3 rRNA genes are annotated in these 5,512 nt (G+C 55.9%); all 3 read left to right on the top strand.

The features are described 5' to 3' along the window. Window positions 1-192: 192 nt before the first annotated feature. The 3 genes from QUG92_RS17030 (at window position 193) to rrf (ending at window position 5,509) form a co-directional block, all read left to right on the top strand. A 16S ribosomal RNA gene (locus QUG92_RS17030) occupies window positions 193-1,714 on the top strand. Window positions 1,715-2,126: 412 nt separating this feature from the next. After that, a 23S ribosomal RNA gene (locus QUG92_RS17025) occupies window positions 2,127-5,254 on the top strand. A gap of 138 nt (window positions 5,255-5,392) precedes the next feature. Further along, window positions 5,393-5,509: ribosomal RNA gene (gene rrf, locus QUG92_RS17020) — 5S ribosomal RNA — on the top strand. Together the 16S, 23S and 5S rRNA genes form the textbook arrangement of a ribosomal RNA operon. Window positions 5,510-5,512 lie beyond the last annotated feature (3 nt).

The following is a 5,512-nucleotide window of genomic DNA, read 5'->3' as shown; positions in this document are numbered from 1 at the left end:
GAGTGGGGGGTGCGTCTGGTCCTTGAGAACTCAACAGCGTGCACATTGTCAATGCCAATTTATTGACCCCGTTGCCTTCACTTGTGGAGGTACGGAGACAATTCCTTTTGGATTGAATTGATTGTCAGTAGACAGTCTTTACAGTCAGTTTCAACTCGGTTCGACGCTTTCGGGTGTCGGATCTGTAATTTTTTTACGGAGAGTTTGATCCTGGCTCAGGACGAACGCTGGCGGCGTGCTTAACACATGCAAGTCGAACGATGAGCAGGAGCTTGCTCCTGTGATTAGTGGCGAACGGGTGAGTAACACGTGAGTAACCTGCCCCTGACTCTGGGATAAGCGTTGGAAACGACGTCTAATACTGGATACGACTGCCGGCCGCATGGTCTGGTGGTGGAAAGATTTTTTGGTTGGGGATGGACTCGCGGCCTATCAGCTTGTTGGTGAGGTAATGGCTCACCAAGGCGACGACGGGTAGCCGGCCTGAGAGGGTGACCGGCCACACTGGGACTGAGACACGGCCCAGACTCCTACGGGAGGCAGCAGTGGGGAATATTGCACAATGGGCGAAAGCCTGATGCAGCAACGCCGCGTGAGGGATGACGGCCTTCGGGTTGTAAACCTCTTTTAGTAGGGAAGAAGCGAAAGTGACGGTACCTGCAGAAAAAGCACCGGCTAACTACGTGCCAGCAGCCGCGGTAATACGTAGGGTGCAAGCGTTGTCCGGAATTATTGGGCGTAAAGAGCTCGTAGGCGGTTTGTCGCGTCTGCTGTGAAATCCCGAGGCTCAACCTCGGGCTTGCAGTGGGTACGGGCAGACTAGAGTGCGGTAGGGGAGATTGGAATTCCTGGTGTAGCGGTGGAATGCGCAGATATCAGGAGGAACACCGATGGCGAAGGCAGATCTCTGGGCCGTAACTGACGCTGAGGAGCGAAAGCGTGGGGAGCGAACAGGATTAGATACCCTGGTAGTCCACGCCGTAAACGTTGGGCGCTAGATGTAGGGACCTTTCCACGGTTTCTGTGTCGTAGCTAACGCATTAAGCGCCCCGCCTGGGGAGTACGGCCGCAAGGCTAAAACTCAAAGGAATTGACGGGGGCCCGCACAAGCGGCGGAGCATGCGGATTAATTCGATGCAACGCGAAGAACCTTACCAAGGCTTGACATACACCGGAAACGGCCAGAGATGGTCGCCCCCTTGTGGTCGGTGTACAGGTGGTGCATGGTTGTCGTCAGCTCGTGTCGTGAGATGTTGGGTTAAGTCCCGCAACGAGCGCAACCCTCGTTCTATGTTGCCAGCGCGTTATGGCGGGGACTCATAGGAGACTGCCGGGGTCAACTCGGAGGAAGGTGGGGATGACGTCAAATCATCATGCCCCTTATGTCTTGGGCTTCACGCATGCTACAATGGCCGGTACAAAGGGCTGCGATACTGTAAGGTGGAGCGAATCCCAAAAAGCCGGTCTCAGTTCGGATTGAGGTCTGCAACTCGACCTCATGAAGTCGGAGTCGCTAGTAATCGCAGATCAGCAACGCTGCGGTGAATACGTTCCCGGGCCTTGTACACACCGCCCGTCAAGTCATGAAAGTCGGTAACACCCGAAGCCGGTGGCCTAACCCTTGTGGAAGGAGCCGTCGAAGGTGGGATCGGTGATTAGGACTAAGTCGTAACAAGGTAGCCGTACCGGAAGGTGCGGCTGGATCACCTCCTTTCTAAGGAGCATCTGACCGGCCCTGCTTGCAGGTGCTTGGTTCAGGCGCCGATGCAACCCGAACGTGGTTGCCGGTAGCTCATGGGTGGAACATTGACAGTGCAGTCGGGAGCGTGAGCTTCCGGCCCTAGTACGCCAGCTTGCTGGTTGGGACGGGTCGGGGTGAGCGGGCCGGCTGGTGCACGTTGTTGGGTCCTGAGGGACCAGGCTTCCTGTTGACACGTGAGTGTTGGTGGGGGTTGGGCCTACGGGTCCTTCGTTGGGCCAGGGTGAACCTACCGGTTGGTGGGGGAGTGCTGGTGCCGATCGTATGTTGAGAACTACACAGTGGACGCGAGCATCTTAGATCGCTCGTGACGATGATCATCTTCGTGGTGGTTGTTGTTCGAGTCGATCGCAATTTTAATCTTTGTGGTCAAGTTTCTAAGAGCAAACGGTGGATGCCTTGGCATCTGGAGCCGAAGAAGGACGTAGAAATCTGCGATAAGCCTCGGGGAGCTGATAATCGAGCTGTGAGCCGAGGATTTCCGAATGGGGAAACCCCGCCAGGCGACTTGTCGACCTGGTGACTCCCGCCTGAATATATAGGGCGGGTAGAGGGAACGTGGGGAAGTGAAACATCTCAGTACCCACAGGAAGAGAAAACAACATGTGATTCCGTGAGTAGTGGCGAGCGAAAGCGGATGAGGCTAAACCGATCATGTGTGATAGCCGGCGGGCGTTGCATGGTCGGGGTTGTGGGACACGTCGCTCAGTTCTGCCGGACTGGGGCGGTTACAGCGCATCATAGTCGAACCGGTTTGAAAGCCGGGCCGTAGTGGGTGCCAGCCCCGTAGACGAAATGGTGTTATGGCCGGATGTGTATCCCAAGTAGCACGGGGCCCGAGAAATCCCGTGTGAATCTGTCAGGACCACCTGATAAGCCTAAATACTCCCAGATGACCGATAGCGGACAAGTACCGTGAGGGAAAGGTGAAAAGTACCCCGGGAGGGGAGTGAAATAGTACCTGAAACCGTTTGCTTACAAACCGTCGGAGCCTCCTTGTAGGGGTGACGGCGTGCCTTTTGAAGAATGAGCCTGCGAGTTAGTGATATGTGGCGAGGTTAACCCGTGTGGGGCAGCCGTAGCGAAAGCGAGTCTGAATAGGGCGATTCAGTCGCATGTCCTAGACCCGAAGCGAAGTGATCTATCCATGGCCAGGTTGAAGCGACGGTAAGACGTCGTGGAGGACCGAACCCACTTCAGTTGAAAATGGAGGGGATGAGCTGTGGATAGGGGTGAAAGGCCAATCAAACTTCGTGATAGCTGGTTCTCTCCGAAATGCATTTAGGTGCAGCGTTGCGTGTTTCTCGCCGGAGGTAGAGCTACTGGATGGCCGATGGGCCTCAACAGGTTACTGACGTCAGCCAAACTCCGAATGCCGGTGAGTGAGAGCGCAGCAGTGAGACGGTGGGGGATAAGCTTCATCGTCGAGAGGGAAACAACCCAGACTACCAACTAAGGCCCCTAAGCGTGTGCTAAGTGGGAAAGGATGTGGAGTTGCACAGACAACCAGGAGGTTGGCTTAGAAGCAGCCACCCTTGAAAGAGTGCGTAATAGCTCACTGGTCAAGTGATTCCGCGCCGACAATGTAACGGGGCTCAAGCACACCGCCGAAGTTGTAGATTTCGCACACAGACAAGCCTTCGTGGTTCAGTCGTGCGGAGTGGTAGGAGAGCGTCGTGTGGCGAGTGAAGCGGCGGAGTGATCCAGCCGTGGACGCTACACGAGTGAGAATGCAGGCATGAGTAGCGAAAGACGGGTGAGAAACCCGTCCTCCGAAAGACCAAGGGTTCCAGGGCCAGGTTAATCCGCCCTGGGTAAGTCGGGACCTAAGGCGAGGCCGACAGGCGTAGTCGATGGACAACGGGTTGATATTCCCGTACCGGCGAACAACCGCCCAAGCTAATCCAGTGGTGCTAAGAGTCCTAACCCGGCTCACCGGATCCCTTCGGGGTGATGGTGTCCGGTCTAACGCTCGACCCCATGCTGGTGCGGCTAGCGTATGAACAGGTGTGACGCAGGAAGGTAGCTGAGCCAGGCGATGGTATCCGTAAGGTGAACCTGGTGTAAGGGTGTAGGGCTGACGATAGGCAAATCCGTCGTCTGCATGCCTGAGACCCGACGCGTACCCGCAAGGGGAAATCAGTGATCCTATGCTGCCGAGAAAAGCATCGACGCGAGGTTGCAGCCGCCCGTACCCGAAACCGACTCAGGTGGTCAGGTAGAGAATACCAAGGAGATCGAGAGAATCGTGGTTAAGGAACTCGGCAAAATGCCCCCGTAACTTCGGGAGAAGGGGGGCCGGACACGTGATACGGACTTGCTTCGTTGAGCGTTGAAGGCCGCAGAGACCAGTGGGAAGCGACTGTTTACTAAAAACACAGGTCCGTGCGAAGTCGCAAGACGATGTATACGGACTGACGCCTGCCCGGTGCTGGAAGGTTAAGAGGAAGGGTTAGCCCTCGGGCGAAGCTCTGAATTTAAGCCCCAGTAAACGGCGGTGGTAACTATAACCATCCTAAGGTAGCGAAATTCCTTGTCGGGTAAGTTCCGACCTGCACGAATGGCGTAACGACTTCCCAGCTGTCTCAACCGCGAACTCGGCGAAATTGCACTACGAGTAAAGATGCTCGTTACGCGCAGCAGGACGGAAAGACCCCGTGACCTTTACTACAGTTTGGTATTGGTGTTCGGAGTGGCTTGTGTAGGATAGGTGGGAGACTGTGAAGCGGGCACGCTAGTGTTCGTGGAGTCATTGTTGAAATACCACTCTGGTCACTTTGGATGTCTAACGTAGGACCCTGATCGGGTTCATGGACAGTGCCTGATGGGTAGTTTAACTGGGGCGGTTGCCTCCCAAAGAGTAACGGAGGCGCCCAAAGGTTCCCTCAACCTGGTTGGCAATCAGGTGGCGAGTGTAAGTGCACAAGGGAGCTTGACTGTGAGACTGACAGGTCGAGCAGGGACGAAAGTCGGGACTAGTGATCCGGCAGTGGCTTGTGGAAGCGCTGTCGCTCAACGGATAAAAGGTACCTCGGGGATAACAGGCTGATCTTGCCCAAGAGTCCATATCGACGGCATGGTTTGGCACCTCGATGTCGGCTCGTCGCATCCTGGGGCTGGAGTAGGTCCCAAGGGTTGGGCTGTTCGCCCATTAAAGCGGTACGCGAGCTGGGTTTAGAACGTCGTGAGACAGTTCGGTCCCTATCCGCTGCGCGCGTTGGAAATTTGAGAAGATCTATCCCTAGTACGAGAGGACCGGGATGGACGAACCTCTGGTGTGTCAGTTGTTCTGCCAAGGGCACCGCTGATTAGCTACGTTCGGACCGGATAACCGCTGAAAGCATCTAAGCGGGAAGCCGTCTTCGAGATGAGATTTCCATGCACCTTGAGTGTGAGAGGCTCCCAGCAGACTACTGGGTTGATAGGCCGGATGTGGAAGCGGGGACTAACGACCCGTGGAGCTGACCGGTACTAATAAGCCGAAGACTTGACAACACAACTTTTACCGTCGCCCCTTGTGGGTGGCGGGCTCGCGTCCACTTTGTGGTTCCCGACAGACGATCGGGAATCGAACTGAATACTTCAGCAACGGCTTGAAGGACAGGTTCGGATCCAGGTTCGGGTCGAACATGTTCCGGTGGTCATAGCGAGAGGGAAACGCCCGGTCACATTCCGAACCCGGAAGCTAAGCCTCTCAGCGCCGATGGTACTGCAAGGGGGACCTTGTGGGAGAGTAGGACGCCGCCGGACTCA

This window comes from Curtobacterium citri, from assembly GCF_030362955.1.
Classification (GTDB): domain Bacteria; phylum Actinomycetota; class Actinomycetes; order Actinomycetales; family Microbacteriaceae; genus Curtobacterium; species Curtobacterium citri.
This window is presented reverse-complemented; position numbering and strand designations above follow the sequence as displayed.